Genomic DNA, 14,936 nt, shown 5'->3' with positions numbered 1-14,936 from the left:
GCTTTGCCGTCTCACGACAGGGCGGTGCCCGCACGGATCTGCCGCCGATAGGAAAAGTTGAAGCGTCTAGGGCCGCACGAAACTAGCCTTTGCCCATGAGCGGAGCCTCCCGGGCCGAAGGAGTGTGGCGGCCGATTGAATACGCCGAAGCGTGGGCGGCGTTCGACGCTCGCTTCGACTTCAAGCCTGACTACTACGAGCGCACCGTGCCTGCCATCCGGCTGCCTGACGTCTGTGTTGTGATCGACCTCGCTCCTGTCTTTGCCCACGAGGGCGCTCGGTTCGCGGCCGCCGAAGCGGCGATTACTGCAGCTGCTCTCCGGAACTTTGTATGGCTCACCGACCAGGATGAGTTGACGGCGCTGGACTGGCAGCACACTCCATACCGCTACTCGCCGGCCGCGCACGCTCTCGCGGACCTCGGATGGCCCGTCCCGGTGTTCCCGAACGGCGACTACTACGTCCACACCACGTCGGACTTGCGTTGGGGCACGTTCGCCCACCCGTGGCAGCAGTCGCTGACCGTCTGGGGCGAAGAGCTGGTGCGCACCCTCGGGGCGGAACTGTTGACCTGGCTACCGCGCCACACGCAGAGCCAGTAAACGCACGCACCTGCCGCTGATCGCGCGGTCGCGCCGAGATCCGGTAAACCTGGCGAGGCCTGAACTGCCGATGAGAGGACGTGGGTGTGGCCCGAGGCATCGCGGACTCCGGAACAGTCCGAGGTCTGGCGTGGCCTCAAGGGCCTCGCGGCCTAGTAGCCGGGGAAGACCTTCCGGAGTTCGTCCAGCGTGACGTTGCCGGTCACGCTCACGCCGGCGGCGTGCTCGGCGCCGAGGCGTCCGCTCAGCAGCCGCACCACGGCCTCTGCTGGACCGTCGAATGTGGCCGTCGGGTCATCGACCGCGTCGGTCACGGTGACGGTGTCGTTGATCTGGATGCCGCCGCCCGGGATCGCCAGGCGGACCTCCCGCTCGACCTGATCGGCTTTGCCGGCAAAGCCCAGAAGGAAGGCCAGCGGCCCGCCGAAGAGCTCGACGAGTAGCTCGGCCGATTCCGGATCCACGGTCGCCGACGGGTCGACGCCGACGCGCACGTCCCAGGCGTGGTTGGCGACCTCGGTAAGCCGCATGCCGAGCGCGACGACCAGCGGCACCGGCTGGGGCAGGATGCCCAGGTCGATCTGGCGATCGCGCTGCTCGGCGCTGAGCGCCTGGACGGTGTCGAGGTACGCCGCGTCGTGCTTGACGAACGCGGCCGCTTGGTCGGCCGGAGACGCGGCGTTCCACCGGGCCCAGATCGACTGGTTGTCCTCGGTCTCGACCTGCTCGCCTGCGGCGATCGCGATCGGCTTGCGGGAGATCTCGGCACCGCTTCCGAGGTGCGAGAGCGCCTGCGCGACGGTCCACTCCGCCGCCCCACTGCGGTCCCTCAGCTGTTGTTCGGTCAAGGTCGGCACCAGTGCGGCGAGGGTGTCGTGGTTGGCACGCAGCGCTGCGACGGCGCGGTCGACAAGTGTGGTCATACCGGGCCCAACCTCGCGGGCTGCGGCTTTCTTCCGGCGGGCGAGGATCCCGTCCAGCTCAAGGAGAACGGCTCCACGCCCGGACATGCCGATCCGAGCTCACCCACATGCCGCAGATGGTGAGCGTGTGTGTGTGGTTGACGCGACCTGGCGTGCACCGACCCCGACCTGCGGGGCTATCTGGTGTGGTACGAGCGCCGGGCTGGACCCGCTGGCGGCCGGTCGGCCACACATTTGAGCTCTATATATCCGTTGGTTACAGGAGGTGCGCCGGTACCAGCCATCGACGGTATCGCGCAGGTTGTCGGTCGTGGCGGGCTTCTACCGGACCTGCGTGATGGACCGCGTCCTCGAGCACTCCCCAGCCGAATATGTGCGCCCCCACGGACCGGCCCAATCCGAACCACCATGCGCTACGACCGAGCCCGCAACAACCTCGACCGCCACCCCAACTACATCCTCGCCGCGTATATGGCCTCCGCAACCTGACAGAACCTTCCGGTCGTGCCGATGTGCGAGCAGAACTCGGTGGCGTCCTGCACGTTGCGAAAAGTTCTGAAGTCTGGCGGTTGTTGCACGTCGGCGAGGTCGTTGCAGAGCTTCACGTGACGTCCGCCGACTTCCCGTGGCACAGCGCACAAGTCGTGCGCCGTCAGGGCTCCGAGTTGGTCGAGCCGCTCTTCGAAGACGAGCTGAGACATCTCAACTCGTCGCTGGACGAGGAGACTGACGCGTGGACTCAGCATCCTTGAAGGATCCAGCCGGCAACCTTGTCGCGGAGTACCTGCTTCACATCGCCGAGGGCGAAGCCTGGTGGCGTTGGGCGGACGAGCCGTTCCCGACCAGTTAGCCTGACCCGCGGTCCGCCCGGATCCGCCGCCGGTCGAGCACAGCACCGGCGGCCGAGGCATGTACCGTGTCAGGGGTGACCCGCCCAATGGGACCACGTACTGTTCGAACGTGACCCCCGAAGAGGTCGGCGAATTCGTAGAGTCCCTGCCGCAGGTGAAGCGTAAGGGCACCGCGGCGCTTCCAGCGTGGTACGTCCACGACCGCCTCGTCGCCCGTCTTCTCGACCCAACCACACTGCTCATTCGGGTACCGCTGGGCAAACGAGACTCCTTGCTCGCCACCTACCCGACCAGCTTCGGTGTGCCACCTCGATTCGAGGCCCATCACAAAGTCGAGGCGTATCTGGACCGAGCTGAGCCGACTGCCATACGTACCGCCGTCGAGCTTGCCTGGGACATGCAGCGACCGTAAGGCCGGGCGACTGGGACCAGCCTGGATTTGATCCGAAACGATCGCTCATGGCGCAATCCGGGCATTAATCCGAAGCGCAACCCTCAAGCAACAACCGAAGCACGGATCTGCCGATGTGCGGAAATAGGAAGTGGCGTATCAGCAGTATGTTTTGCGCCATTGGTCTGCGGTACCGAGGATCGTCATGCCTGCGCGCTGGTACACGTCACCCGCGTGGGTTTCGTTGTGGGTGTCGACGTCGACGCCCACGCTGCTGTGTCCGCGCTTGTGGAGCTCGGTGAACGCTGTGGTGAGAAGCGCGGTTGCCAGCCCCTTGCCTCGGTATTGCGGGAGTGTTCCGAGCCAGGCGATCCAGGCTCGGTCGGCGGGTGCGCGGGCGATGAGCGCTGCGGCCGGTTGGTCTGCGACGAAGGCAAGGAGCCATAGTGACGGGTCGTGGCCGTCGCGGTGTTGTTGGTCGGAAAGGAAATCGTCGAAGCTTTGTCGTTGGTGGTTCCAGTGTCCGTCGTTGGCCTCTTCGAGGACGGCATGGACGGTTGCCATCTCAGCCTCAGAGGATGCGGGGCGGATCACCGCTTCGCCTGTCGTCGGTGCCTCGGAGAACCTCGTCAGGTCTGCTTTCATTCGGGTGTAGCTGTGCACGATCGTCCAACCCGACGCGACCAACTGCGGGACGGCGAGGGCTTGTGGAAGCTGGAAGACCGTGGCTTCAACAGGTTTCGTCTCGGCACCCTGCAAGATCCACTGGTCAACCAGCGCGAGCAGCATGCGTGCCACCTCGCCACCCCCCTCGCGCGAGTCAACGCGCAATTGGACCCGGAGCTGGCCGGGCTGCGGCGCAGGATGCAGCAACACCAGCCCGTGAATGTCACCCTCATCTATGGCGACCTGGCTACGCCTCGCAAGATCAAGCCCTGGGGCGGCCAGCAGATCAGCGATGTCGGCTCTTGATGTCTCAGCTCGCCCGATCTCTGCAACATCGGCTGAACGGAACAGACGAACAAGCGCATCCGTGTCTTCAACGCACACCGGCCGACGGATCACAGGTCGAACCTCGCACGTCGGCTGCGCAGACAGCAACCGGATTACCCGTCGTTCGAACATCCGCATCTGCCGCGTTTCGAGCAGGCGAGGGTGTCAGCCAGTTTGAGCCACCGTGACCCCAACGGCTCCTGCCCATAGGCCCGGGGCAGCCCGTGTTTGCGACGGGAGCCAGCCGCCGCGTTGCGGGGGTGCAGTCGGTCGCCGCTGCACCTCCGTTGCCGTTGACACGGCCAGCCAGCCCCGGCAGGATCGGTGCACGGCGTGGCCGACGCCCAGCCTCGTGAGGACCTGCCCCAGCCGGGCCCTCGAGAAGGCGAAGGGGATTCTGCCCTCAAGGTTGCTGCTGTCCAGGCCTGTTTCGAGTGCCGCTTCGCTGGGGGAATGGGGCACGTCGAGGAGGCTTGTCATGACCAAAGAGGGCAGTTTCAAGCGCGCAGTGCGTCAGCGGGCACAAGCGACCGGATTGCGGTACACCGAGGCCCGCGCCGCGCTGGAGAAGGGCCGCATGTCGCCGTTTGCTCGCACTCGCCCCGTCGAGTTCGCGGAGCTGAGGGCGCACCTCGAGACGCGATACGGCATTAGCATCACCTCGATCGCGCCCATCGACGACGACCCCGAGACGCGGCCACACGGGTCCTGGGTTGGCCACTACCCCTGGACGCTGGTCGTCAAGCGAGAGGACGGCTCGCCCTGGATCGCTCGAGTCTTCTCGTCGGCAGCGGACACGGTCGGCCGCGTCGAGGGCGATGCGGAGATCCTGCGGTTCCTGGCCTTACACGACTTCCCCGCCGAACGGCCCGCGCACGACGATCCGGTGTCGGTGCTCGAGGGGAGCGGGGTGATCGTGACCGAGTACGTCGAGGGCGGACGCCCGACCCAGTCGCCGGCGGTGCTCCACGAGCTGGCGAGCCTGCTCGGCCGCCTGCACAAACTGCCCGCGGCCGGTGGTGCGGTCGCGCGGGACGGAGGGTCGGAGGAGCACGACGGCGCCTTCTTCGCGGGACGACCGAAGCAGGATCTCGCGGCGGCGATGAGCTTTCTGGTGAGCGTCGAGGACGCCGTCGCTCCCGAGGGTCGCGAGATGTTCGAGTGGCTCCGCGACAAGGTCGAGCACGCCGACGACGCGGAGGGCCTGCCCGAGGCGTTCACCCACGGGAACTACCACGCATGGGCGGCCGTCGGCAGGCCGGGCAACCTCGCCATCGTCGGCTGGGCAGGGTCCGGGCGCGGACCCCGCCTGCCCGCACTCGCCTGGCTGCTGACGACCGCGGGGGAGGGCGATGGGGAGGGCATCGACGCGGTCGCGCGCGGGTATCGCGAGCACGTTCAGCTCACCGGTGAGGAGTTCGAGCGGCTGCCCGGCGTACTGGCTATGCGACCGCTGTGGCTGGCGTGCCTCGACTACCGGCAGTCGGCGCGCAGCGGGTCCACCCCGACGATGGACGAGGGGTGGATCGGCTGGCTCGCGCGCCCCGAGCACGCCGAACGACTAGCTGCCCGGGCGATCGCGTCGTTGCGAGGCTGAGTCGCGCTCTGCGTCACAGGCTTCGCGGCGTGGGGGCAACACTGCCGCGAGCTCGGTCGATGGCACACCAGAGCGGTCGTGGCGAGCTCCTATGCCACCGTCGACGTGATGTCGCCACCTGTCGTCAAGTCGCCTGGCTCGCGCTGCCGGAGTGGGCGGACGCGTCGTACCAGCGCAGTACTCGCAGCGCCCTCAAGGTGTTCCACCGGCTAGGCGTGCCGTCGGGTTCCTCGAACCGGAAGTGGACCGCGCCGGGGTGGCTGTTCTCGAGCGGCCAACGCCCGTCGGGTCGGCGCTTTGAGCGGACGTGTTCGATCGCTTCGGCGAGCCGCGGATCCGGAGTGCCCCCACGCCGGGCGAAGTACTCCGTGGCCTTGAGCAGGTCGTAGTGCCAGCGTGGGGGGTAGGAGAACAATGCCCACTGCGGGTTGACCACCTCGCCCGTGCGTAACGACCGGAAGAGGTTGCGCCGGAGCAAGTACTCCTCTCCGTTCCGGCGAGCCTGGCGGACCTCCTCAGATCCGCCGGTATGGCGCTCCCACCTCAGCAGAGCGTCGATCACGTCCAGGGTGCTTGCGAAAGATGCCGGCGCTGGGCGCGTCTCGGCCCAGCAGTTCCAGCCACCATCCGGCATCTGGTCGGCCACGAGCCGCTGCACCACCGGGTCGACGTCGACGCCCAGGTAGGTACCGATCAGGATCGTGCCGGCGTTGATGCAGCAGTCCACCTCGCCGGCGAAGAACGGCAGCCCGTCGTACTCCCAGCGGCAGTTGCGGGCCACCAGGTGCGCGGTCTCTTGCATCACCGGACTGTCCGGGGGTACGCCCAGATGGCATAGGTCGAGCAGGACCGGGTACGTCGCGGTCCACGGCTGGCCCGGCTCGGCACTCGACCCGTCGGTCGGTGACTCGGCCGGTTCCGGGTCGGGCGATGGGAAAGGCGGCGGTGGCTCACCAGCAGCCAAAGCCCGCGCAGCGGCCGCTGCGAACGCCGCGGTATCCGGAATGTAGGCCCCGTTCGCCCACAGGCCATCAGGAGCCCGCAGCGCCAGCAGCCGAGCACCCCAGCCCTCGTGCTCCACCCGCGCTCGCTCGGTCGCCACCTCGGTCTCCGAGGCGTTGACGAGGTCGCGCAACACCTGCCAGCGGATCGCCGGATCGCCGTGCAGCAGCCACTGCACAACCGGATCGTCCTCGGCCATCGGCGGCGTGCTTGGCTGATAAGGGCCCTGATTCTCCGTCGGCTCCATCCCTGAACCTCACCTACGCCGACGCCACGAACGTCCGAGTCGCCTTCGCTAAAGGCAACCAACGCTTCATGGCGCGGTGGCGCATGCGTTGCTCGACGAGTCGCTCACGGGGGCGTTCGGGACGTCCACCCTCCGAAAGGTAGCGGACCGTCAGGCTGATTAACAGACGTCCGCTCATGCCGCTGTCAGCGCGGACATGCCGATCAGCGCACACCTGCTCAGGTTGTGACCTCGCCCTTGTGGACCTTAAGCGAGATGTTCCCGAGATCGAACGCCAGGTCTACTCCTACCTGTTCGCCCATCTCGTTGCGCAGAGATGTCCATGACTCCAGCCGGGAACCCCTGAAGCCCGCAAACGGTGGCTCGTCAGCGGCGTCTCGCATCGTCCATCGCCCACCGTCGATGTCGTACTGGAACGGTGCGAGCCCGGATTCGTCGCCCGCTCTGGTGCCGACAACATCGAACGTCCAGTCCGCGTTGCCGCTGAAGAGCGCTCCTCGGCCACCTTCGAAGTGCATGTGTACGGGACCGACTCGGATGTCGGCGGTGCGGACGGGTTCGTTGTGGCTAACCGGTTGCGACCTGGACGGCACTGTGGATGCTCGACAGGCTTGCCGGGTGGGCCATCTTCAGGTCTGCGAGATCGCTGGGCCGGAACCAGCGAAGATCGTCGTGCTCCTCGGGTGCGGCGTTGACAGGTTCCCCTTCCCAGCGCGTGACGAGGAACGCATGTATGTCGAGGGTGGGGTCGCTGACTGTCATAGGAATGGGCTGAGGGTCGTGGACGTGGACCCCGAGTTCTTCGAGGCATTCCCGACTGACGGCCTGGTGAGGCAACTCGCCTGACTCGACATGTCCGCCGACGAGGTCCCAGCAGTCGGGATACCAGCGACGCGATGGATGGCGATGCACCAGGAGCACGAGACCGTCGCGCACAAGTGCCGCGACTGAGATCGGAATCTGGGCGACCATGGCGACACATTAGACGCGAACGCACTCTCATGCCGCCGAGGGGGAAGCGCGCGGTCATGTCGATGACAGCGGGTTGGCGTCGACCGAGGCTCGTCGAGCTCGGCAGGCCGGCCGTGCTCCTCGGCCGCGACGGTGCGTACGCTGCCCGGAAACTGAGTTACCGGACGCTGAACGTCCGGAACCGGGGGTACGTTGCTGGCATGTCCGACTTCACGATCAAGGCGCTCACGCCGGAGACGTTCGACGACTTCGCCGCTCTCGTCGAGCGGAACAAGGGCATGTTCGCCAGCTGCTGGTGCACGCATTTCCATCCCGACTGCGCGGAGAAGGGCCAGAGCGCCGAGGGGAACCGGGCGCTCAAGCAACGTCTGGTGGCCGACGGGATCGCGCACGCGGCGCTGGTCTACGACGGCGACCGGGCCGTAGCCTGGGCGGAGTACGGATCACCCGAGGAGCTGCCCAACATCCAGCACCGCAAGGAGTACGTCGCCACTGCCGAGCGACTGCCCGACTACCGGGTCACCTGCATCCTGGTCGAGCGCGGCCTTCGCGGTCAGGGCCTGGCGGCGATTGCGCTGCGCGGAGCCGTCGAGCTGATCGCGCAGGCCGGCGGTGGCCTGGTCGAGGGCTACCCGCACGACACCGGCGGGGTCCGGAAGAAGAACTCGTCGTTCCTCTACAACGGCACCCGCACGATGTACGAGCGCGAGGGCTTCACCTACGACCGGCCCAAGGGCCAGGGCAACTGCGTGATGGTGCGCGAGGTGGGCCCGAGCGCGCGCGACTGATCCGGTCCAGCGCTCCACGCGGAGACGACGGCTACCCGGCACCGCCTCGTCTGTACGAGTCGCTCGGCTTCTCCACGATTGCGCGTACGTGCACACTTTCGTGGGACCGTATGGCGGGCTTCCGCGACTGATCCGCAAGCGAGGGCGACCTTCGTCAGCGGGCGCGTGCCATGCTGTGCTTCATGCCGCGCCAGGAAGAAAACGCACTCTCATGCCGCAGGCAGTAAAGGCGCGGGTGCCGATGTGCCCGCAGCGACGCCGCGACGCCGGCCGGCAGCGCCTCGTGAACCTCGATCCGTGATCACGCCGGCGCGGTACGACAGGCCGACCGCACACAGTCGAAGTGTGGCGGCCGGCCTGACCGCGGTCAGCTGACCGTCAGGACCTTCGACGCTGTCTGCGTCCCCTGGTGGTCGGCGTCTGCCAGCCATACGACGCGGTACGTGTACGTGCCGCGTGCAGTCGGCTTGATGCTGAACGCAAACTTTCCGTTCGTCGCCAGCTTTCCCGTCGTCACTGCGACCCAACTGGTTCCCGATCGGCGCTGCAAGTAGACGGTCATCCCGGCGTGCGGCGGGTTCAGATACCCGTACAGCACCGACGACTGACCAAGCAGAATCGAGGATGGGGTCAGGTACGCCGACATCGCCGGCTGGACCTGGACCAGCACAGTCGTGCTCCGCGTGCCCAGCAAACCCGTCGTGCCGTTGTAGCCCCACATGTAGTACGTCGACACTCCGGGCTTCTGCGCCGAACTGACCACGCCGTTGGCATCAGACGTGAACTGTCCCACCAACGACCACTTCGTCGCGGTCTTCGCCTTCGAGTACAGGTAAACCGGTACGCCGGACAGCTTGCCGCCGTCGTTGATCCGCGTCACCGTGGTGCTCACGGTGACCGCCCGGGTGTACATGATCGAGGCGGCACTGGCCGTGATCGTGGCCTTCGTGCCGATCAGACGCACCCCGATGCCCGGCCCGATCTTTCCGGTGCTGTCCTTCACCCAGGCCCGGTAGGCGTAGCTGGCGGAGTTCGCCAAACCGGTCACGGCGTAGAGGCTCGCGGTGCCGTTGTAGATCGCCGTACCGGACGTCGGCAGCGCCGGCGCGGTATTGCCCGCTGCGCCGCGGACGATGATCTGACCGAGTGTCGTGCCGGCCGGACTGGTCCAACGCAGGGTGGCAGAGCCCACCGAACCGGTCACGCTGAGGCTGCTGACAGGTGGCGGCGGTGGAGTGAGGTCCGCCCAGTTCTTGTCGATGTTCATGCTCACGCCGCCGTGGGTCTCGGTGGCGTTGCCGACGTACTGGTGCACCCGCTGGTGGTTCGTCCAGTACGTGCTCGAGATGTACTTGTCGTCGGTGACAGCCGCCACGTTGTTCCAGCGGGCGAACCAAAGGTTGTCCGGACGCGTGTACGCCGTACTGGTGTAGGCGCTGTTCAGGTCGACACCACCCGACCCGGCTCCTACGTAGGCACCACCGAGGTAGCCGCGGGCATTGAGCTCCTGAGTCCAACCGCTCAGGTAGGACAGCACTGAGGCCTTGCACGCGGCCGTGGAGGTGTAGCCCTCGATGTCGCTGTAGATCACGCTCCGCTGCGCGAACCCAAGCGCCTGCGCGGCAGCGACGGCGTTGGCAGCGGCGGTCTTGCCCTGCGCCAGCGCGGTGGCCGGGTCAGTAGACATCTTGCTGCTGAAGTTCGTGCAGGGCGCCTGCATGCCGACGTCGATCAGCAGGAACTGCCAGCCCTTGCTCGCGTTGGCCGACACCCAGTCAGGCGTCAGGTTCGGCTGCGCACAGGCGCGCAAGCCACCACTGATGTAGATGCCGAGGGCCTTGTAGTCCGGCAGCCAGGCGTCCATCGTCGACTGGCTCGGCGCCGTACAAGCGTCGAACGCCTGACCGGTGAAGTTGCCCGTGGCGACTACCGACGGCGCCACAGCAGCCGGCTGAGCGATCTGGGCGGACTGGGTCTTCGAGACGACGCGACCGGTGGCCAGTACGTCGTCCGCCGCCTGCTCGTCGCCCGGAGCGTAGTAGGCCGTCGCGAGTACGCCGGCATCCTTGACGGCACGACGCAGCAGGCCAGGTGCCGACTGCTGTTCCTTGGTCAACGGCTCGAGAACGAGTCCTTCGCTGCGGCCGACCAGGTGGGCCGGGCAGTTGGCCTGAGCGGTGCTACGGCCCAGGTACACGGCGGGACGGTCGAAACGGACGCAGGTAGTGGGGTTGGCGGCCAGGTCGACGACCGGCCAACTCGCTGGGACAGTGACTTCGTAGCCGCGGTACGAGACCTTCTGGGTCTCGTCCGCGGCGGCCGGGCGGCTGATGGTCACCACGGCGGCGACCCCGGCGACCAGTCCAAGGGCGACAATCAGCGCCCCGGGTCTGTACAGCCTCACAGAAGCTCCTCACTTTCGGCGGACGGCTGGTCCGGCGGAAAGTGCGACCCCCAGTCCCAACCCCTGATCCCCAAGTCAAGACGAGTGCCCGCCGCTCTGTCCAAGAGCGTCCGGCACTCGCCTCGATGCCCGAATGCTATCGATGCAGATCACAGGGGCAGCGGTCAGGGGGCAGCGACTGTGGCAGCATGCGCTGCGGACCAACGGACTGCCGCGATCGCCACGAAGGCGAGACGGTGTCACAGACTGGAGGCCAGCAGGCGATTAGGAACGTCCTGATCTGCCGAGATCAGTACGGCTGATCTTGATGTGCTGCTGCCGCTAGCATCGTCGGCATGGCAACGCGGCTTGTTCAAATCAACATGAAGGCTCGGGACGACTCCGCGCTGGGCGGTTTCTGGGCGGAGGCGCTCGGCTGGGGAGTCTCCAGCGAGGGACCCGGCGTGACCAACCTCGAACCCGAGGGCTTCGTCTACCCCGACCCCGTCGCCGTCTGCCTCGACCTCATCGCCTCCCCGGAACCCAAGACGGGGAAGAACCGCGTGCACGTCGACCTCGCCACCACCTCGGCGGCCCATCAGGCGGAGGTGGTCACGCGCCTGAAGGATCTCGGCGCAACACCCGCCGACGTAGGCCAGGGCGACGTCCCATGGACGGTCATGGCCGACCCAGAGGGCAACGAGTTCTGCGTGCTGGACTCGCTGTACCAAGACACCGGACCGATCGCCACGGTAGTGGTCGACTGCGCGGATCCGCGAGCCATGGCCCGCTTCTGGGGCAAGGCCATGGACTGGACCCTGCACAAGGTGACCGACCACAACGCGGTACTGCGCTCCGCCAAGGGCGTCGGCCCATATCTGCAGTTCCTCCGCACACCCGACGTGAAGACCGTGTGGAACCGAGTCCATCTCGACCTCCGCCCATACCCAGGTGACGACCTGGAGGCAGAGGCGGCCAGACTGCGGACTCTCGGCGCCACCGCCATCGACCTAGGCCAGAGCGACGTCACGTGGACGGTCTTCGCCGACCCGGAAGGCAACGAGTTCTGCCTCCTCGCCCCAGGCTGACCCAAACCCTCTTCATCCGCTCACTACGGCCACGAGACCGGACTTGCGACGCGCCCTAGCCGGCATTGCCTACAAGCAATTCGCCACGCCCGGATCCGCCGCGATCAGCGCGGGTCATGCCGATGAGCCGGATACTGACGACACACCCAGAGTCAGCGATCGACCTGGATCACCAGGTCGCGAAGGAACAACCACGCACTTGGGTTGAGCCTGAGCGACCCTCCAATCTCCGCGAAGGCCCGGTACTCCGGCTCCCTGAGTGGCACGTCGAACTCGTACACGTTCTGGGCCAGGTTCTCGAAAGCAACTCCGGGTTCGCCGTGGGCCACCAGATCGAGAGAGTCTGCGACTCGCACGTCGAAGGAGGCACCCAATGCGGCATCGCTGTCACGGGTGGCCCGTCCCCATAGCGAGTGCGCCAGCATCCTCAGGCGTTGCACTGTGTCGCCGTCCACTGGTAGAGGCTATCGCCGTCGCGTCCAACGTCCGCTCGTGCCGCGATGCGCGCTCATGCCGAATTGAGTGCGGTCAGGGTGTTCGGGCCTCCCATGCCGGCTGCTGGGTGTTGCCATTGTGCACGACGATGTCGGCTTGATCGGTCGGGCGGACCGTCGCGAAGTAGAACTGTTGCGAGGGGATGTAGCGCTCGCGCCAGCGGCGCTCGACGTCGGCGGCGGACATCACCCCCTGCTCCCGGATCCGGGCGCGATCCACGGTCTCCTCGAATGCGGTCGACACGAAGATGCGCAGGTCCCACCGATCGATCAGTTCCGGGCGCAGGAGGAAGACGCCGTCGAAGACCAGCACGGCCTCGGCGGGGGCCGTCGAGACCTGCGGGGACAGCGCGGTGTCCGTGGTGCGGTCGTAGACCGCGTGCTGGAAACGTTGGTCGCCGCCCGGGCCGAGCGGATCTAGCAGGACTCGGTTCAGCGCGTCGTAGTCGTGGTTGTCGAGGTAGCAGCCTTCGGGCGAGTACTCGCCGCGCCTGTAGCGCTGTGCCTTGGGGAAGAGGAACCCCTCGATCGTCGCGCGGATGACGTCGCGGCCCTGAGCGCGCAGGACGACGGCCAGTTCGTCGGCCAGCGTGGTTTTGCCGGCGGCGGGCGGTCCGTCGACGGCAACCCGCGTCGGGTGCGCGACCGTGACGGACCCGACCGCCTCGGCCAAGCGACTGAGCATCTCGTCGCGGGTGCCGTTGTCCATGTTCTGCCGCCGTCCCTGCCTCGTGAAGACCTGTCGGGGGCCTACCCTAAGCGCGCCTGGCCAGTAGCAGCCTGGAGCTACCGCGTCGAGTACGGCAAGAGCGCAGCGGGCGAAAGTGGCTCCGGCACGCCGGATCGCAATCGCACGGACATGCCGCGTTTAGTGGATCGCTGACGTCTCCCTACGTCTCGTAGGCCTTTGCGATGTCCTCCCACAAGTCGGCCAAGACCTCTGTCCGCTCGGTCAACTGATCGAGGAGCATCCAGGCGTTCTCCGCACCACTGTGGAAGCACCGATAGGCCTCCGTATTGAACCCGTGGGTGGCCGTGGCGACGGCCCTTGCCTTGACGGCGAGCTGGGAGCGATCCGCGTCGTTGCGGACAGCCGCAAGAAACTGCATCTCTGCGCCCTCGTAATCGTCTGAGAGCAGGTCCAGTTCGGACTTGGTCACCCCAGAAGCCTAGAGGAGTACGGATGCACGCTCAGCTCTGGCGATAGATGGCGATGCTTTCGTCTCCGAGCGTACTGCCGAAGCGGCCGGCGTCGGCGTCGTTGGAGAGACTGCCGCATGGGCAACTCACGGTGTCGTTGGGATCGAGGGCCATCAGTTCGCCGCAGCGGGGACATTCCGCGAAGAGCTCTGGCCGCATGGACCAGCCTCCAGTGGACCCCGTGGCAGACGGGCCATGACCCAGCAACACGTATCCATCATGCAAAGCCATGCGTCGACCCTACGCTGAACACCCGGCTGACGACGCGCCAAGGAACGTTGAACTCGGGACATGCAGCCCACACGTCGTCCCACGATCGAGCTCGCAGTGCCAGACCATCCGGCATCCGCAGGAGTTGAAACGACCCGTCCGACGACCTCGGGCCAACCACGAATCGGTTCGGCGTCACTGCAACACCCTGACATACCGCAGACTGCAAGGCGCGGTCGTGCCGAATGTGGGACGTTCCTCGGCGGACTCGATCGCGCTCTGATTGGGATTACGCCGAGTTTCGCTACCTCCGCGCCTCAGTCTTGGGTGAGGCTGGCTGCGGCGTCCAGGCAGATGTCGAACAGCGATTGCCGGGTCTGGGTGGCGCTGGTCCAGTCGCGGCCGTCCCAGTCGTCCGCGGCGAGGGTGTCGCCGGCGTACAGGAGTTGCCCGACTCGGACGCCGCGGTGCTTGCCGACGGCAAAGAATGCCGACGCTTCCATCTCGACCATGGAGCAGCCTTCCTCGACCCGGCGGTCGATGCGGCTGCGGGTCTCACGGAAGATGGCGTCGGTGGTCCAGGAGTTTCCGCGGCCGACAGCGAGACCGGATCGTTCGCAGGCCGACACGATTGCCTGGGAGACCTCACGATCGGCTTCGACGAATCTGGATGGCGGCAGGTAGTGGTGTGAGGTGCCTTCGTCGCGAAGGGCCTGGTCGACGACCATCGCGTGGCCGAGTGCGAGCTCTGGGACGAGTGCGCCGGCGCCCCCGACCGCGATGAAGGTGTGACAGCCGTTAGCGATCATTTCTTCCATGGTGGCGACGACTGCGGGAGCGCCGAGACCGGGGTAGAAGAAGGCGATGCGCGGACCGTGGCGGTCGTCTTCGTAGACCGGGCACCCGCCGTACACGCTGAGGTTGGCGGATTGTTTGGCGCCGGCCTGGCTGATGACCTCCTGGAAGAAGCACATCACCGCGACCTTCGGCAGGTCGGTGATCGGAGGCTGCAGGCCGGCGGGGTCCAGCACCCCGGGCTCGGTGAGATCGGTTTCGAGCAATGGTGATGTCACAGCTGCCAGTCCTACCACAACCGATTCACGCTGGATGTGTGCCCGGTTGTGCCGAATACAAGAGCAGCTCGTGCGCCCCGGGCGGCAGTTGATTCGGTGAACGCGTCCGCGCACTCGCTCAT

16 protein-coding genes are annotated in these 14,936 nt (G+C 66.7%); 5 read left to right on the top strand and 11 right to left on the bottom strand.

Annotated elements, in window-relative coordinates; translation table 11 throughout:
• The first annotated feature begins 95 nt into the window (after positions 1-95).
• Positions 96-602, top strand: coding sequence for a DUF2716 domain-containing protein (locus OG558_RS05695; protein ID WP_405069281.1), 507 nt, complete (start codon positions 96-98; stop codon positions 600-602).
• A gap of 152 nt (positions 603-754) precedes the next feature.
• On the opposite strand, the gene OG558_RS05690 is transcribed toward OG558_RS05695, so the two are convergent.
• Both OG558_RS05690 and OG558_RS05685 read right to left on the bottom strand, forming a co-directional pair.
• Positions 755-1,525, bottom strand: coding sequence for a maleylpyruvate isomerase family mycothiol-dependent enzyme (locus OG558_RS05690; RefSeq protein WP_405069280.1), 771 nt, complete (start codon positions 1,523-1,525; stop codon positions 755-757).
• A gap of 452 nt (positions 1,526-1,977) precedes the next feature.
• Positions 1,978-2,226 (bottom strand): hypothetical protein, encoded by a 249-nt coding sequence (locus tag OG558_RS05685; protein WP_405069279.1) that lies wholly within the window; start codon positions 2,224-2,226, stop codon positions 1,978-1,980.
• A gap of 259 nt (positions 2,227-2,485) precedes the next feature.
• On the opposite strand from OG558_RS05685, the gene OG558_RS05680 reads away from it, so the two are divergent.
• Entirely contained in the window at positions 2,486-2,788 is a 303-nt protein-coding gene (locus OG558_RS05680; protein ID WP_405069278.1) for a hypothetical protein, read from the top strand.
• Between the two features lie 138 nt (positions 2,789-2,926).
• On the opposite strand, the gene OG558_RS05675 is transcribed toward OG558_RS05680, so the two are convergent.
• A complete protein-coding gene (locus OG558_RS05675; protein ID WP_405069277.1) occupies positions 2,927-3,832 on the bottom strand; it encodes a GNAT family N-acetyltransferase in 906 nt (301 codons plus the stop codon).
• Positions 3,833-4,238: 406 nt separating this feature from the next.
• Here OG558_RS05675 and OG558_RS05670 point away from each other — a divergent pair, with 406 nt between their 5' ends.
• On the top strand, positions 4,239-5,357 hold the full coding sequence (locus tag OG558_RS05670; protein WP_405069276.1) for a phosphotransferase enzyme family protein: 1,119 nt from the start codon (positions 4,239-4,241) through the stop codon (positions 5,355-5,357).
• 124 nt (positions 5,358-5,481) lie between these two features.
• On the opposite strand, the gene OG558_RS05665 is transcribed toward OG558_RS05670, so the two are convergent.
• The 3 genes from OG558_RS05665 to OG558_RS05655 form a co-directional block, all read right to left on the bottom strand.
• On the bottom strand, positions 5,482-6,606 hold the full coding sequence (locus OG558_RS05665) for a squalene cyclase (protein WP_405069275.1): 1,125 nt from the start codon (positions 6,604-6,606) through the stop codon (positions 5,482-5,484).
• Between the two features lie 218 nt (positions 6,607-6,824).
• Positions 6,825-7,124 (bottom strand): hypothetical protein, encoded by a 300-nt coding sequence (locus OG558_RS05660; protein WP_405069274.1) that lies wholly within the window; start codon positions 7,122-7,124, stop codon positions 6,825-6,827.
• 49 nt (positions 7,125-7,173) lie between these two features.
• Complete coding sequence (locus OG558_RS05655; protein ID WP_405069273.1) at positions 7,174-7,578, bottom strand: NUDIX domain-containing protein; 405 nt, start codon at positions 7,576-7,578, stop codon at positions 7,174-7,176.
• Positions 7,579-7,778: 200 nt separating this feature from the next.
• Here OG558_RS05655 and OG558_RS05650 point away from each other — a divergent pair, with 200 nt between their 5' ends.
• A complete protein-coding gene (locus OG558_RS05650) occupies positions 7,779-8,366 on the top strand; it encodes a GNAT family N-acetyltransferase (protein WP_405069272.1) in 588 nt (195 codons plus the stop codon).
• Positions 8,367-8,733: 367 nt separating this feature from the next.
• On the opposite strand, the gene OG558_RS05645 is transcribed toward OG558_RS05650, so the two are convergent.
• On the bottom strand, positions 8,734-10,770 hold the full coding sequence (locus tag OG558_RS05645; protein ID WP_405069271.1) for a glycoside hydrolase domain-containing protein: 2,037 nt from the start codon (positions 10,768-10,770) through the stop codon (positions 8,734-8,736).
• A gap of 335 nt (positions 10,771-11,105) precedes the next feature.
• Here OG558_RS05645 and OG558_RS05640 point away from each other — a divergent pair, with 335 nt between their 5' ends.
• Entirely contained in the window at positions 11,106-11,837 is a 732-nt protein-coding gene (locus tag OG558_RS05640) for a VOC family protein (protein WP_405069270.1), read from the top strand.
• A 152-nt stretch (positions 11,838-11,989) separates the two neighbouring features.
• Here the strand turns inward: OG558_RS05640 and OG558_RS05635 are convergent, their stop codons facing one another.
• The 4 genes from OG558_RS05635 to OG558_RS05620 form a co-directional block, all read right to left on the bottom strand.
• The gene (locus OG558_RS05635; RefSeq protein ID WP_405069269.1) at positions 11,990-12,292 is read right to left on the bottom strand and encodes a MafI family immunity protein; all 303 of its coding nucleotides are present in this window, start codon (positions 12,290-12,292) and stop codon (positions 11,990-11,992) included.
• A 73-nt stretch (positions 12,293-12,365) separates the two neighbouring features.
• A complete protein-coding gene (locus OG558_RS05630) occupies positions 12,366-13,040 on the bottom strand; it encodes a cytidylate kinase family protein (RefSeq protein WP_405069268.1) in 675 nt (224 codons plus the stop codon).
• Between the two features lie 181 nt (positions 13,041-13,221).
• Entirely contained in the window at positions 13,222-13,491 is a 270-nt protein-coding gene (locus OG558_RS05625) for a hypothetical protein (protein WP_329482086.1), read from the bottom strand.
• Positions 13,492-14,058: 567 nt separating this feature from the next.
• The gene (locus OG558_RS05620) at positions 14,059-14,814 is read right to left on the bottom strand and encodes a nucleoside phosphorylase (RefSeq protein ID WP_405069267.1); all 756 of its coding nucleotides are present in this window, start codon (positions 14,812-14,814) and stop codon (positions 14,059-14,061) included.
• Positions 14,815-14,936 lie beyond the last annotated feature (122 nt).

It is taken from the genome of Kribbella sp. NBC_01510 (assembly GCF_045040325.1).
In the GTDB taxonomy this organism is placed as follows: domain Bacteria; phylum Actinomycetota; class Actinomycetes; order Propionibacteriales; family Kribbellaceae; genus Kribbella.
Note: the sequence above shows the minus strand (reverse complement) of the source record. Positions and strands in the feature narration are given on the sequence as shown.